This is a genomic window from Planctomycetota bacterium (assembly GCA_018242585.1).
Lineage (GTDB): Bacteria > Planctomycetota > Planctomycetia > Pirellulales > PNKZ01 > JAFEBQ01.
This window is the reverse complement of the sequence record JAFEBQ010000004.1, coordinates 187,417-188,033: the sequence shown is the minus strand read 5'-3', so window position 1 is coordinate 188,033 and position 617 is coordinate 187,417. Positions and strand designations below refer to the sequence as shown.

At 60.0% G+C, this 617-nt stretch carries 1 pseudogene (running past one end of the window); it reads left to right on the top strand.

What is annotated here, in order from left to right:
* A pseudogene (locus tag JSS27_02415) lies at nt 1–617 on the top strand (HAMP domain-containing protein) (it continues 4,265 nt past the right edge of the window).

Genomic DNA, 617 nt, shown 5'->3' with positions numbered 1-617 from the left:
ACTTGTCGAAGAAGATCTCCGTCGACGTCCGCGGCGAAATTTTGGAGTTGAAAAACCCGATCAACACGATGGTCGATCAGCTTCGGTCATTCGCCGCCGAAGTCACGCGCGTGGCCCGCGAGGTGGGCACCGAAGGGAAGCTGGGTGGCCAGGCCGACGTGAAAGGGGTGGCGGGCACGTGGAAGGACTTGACCGACAGCGTGAACTTCATGGCGGCCAACCTCACCGGCCAGGTCCGCAACATTGCCGACGTGGCGACCGCCATCGCCAGCGGCGACTTGTCCAAGAAGATCACCGTGGACGTGAAGGGGGAGATTCTCGAACTCAAGAACACCGTCAATACGATGGTCGATCAGCTTAGTTCGTTCGCGTCGGAAGTCACGCGCGTGGCGCGCGAAGTCGGCACGGAAGGAAGACTGGGCGGCCAGGCCGACGTGAAAGGGGTGGCCGGCACGTGGAAGGACTTGACCGATAGCGTGAACTTCATGGCCGGCAATCTGACCAGCCAGGTCCGCAATATCGCCGACGTGACCAAAGCCGTGGCCACCGGCGACTTGTCACAAAAGATCACGGTTGATGTGAAGGGGGAAATTCTCGAACTGAAGAACACCATCAAC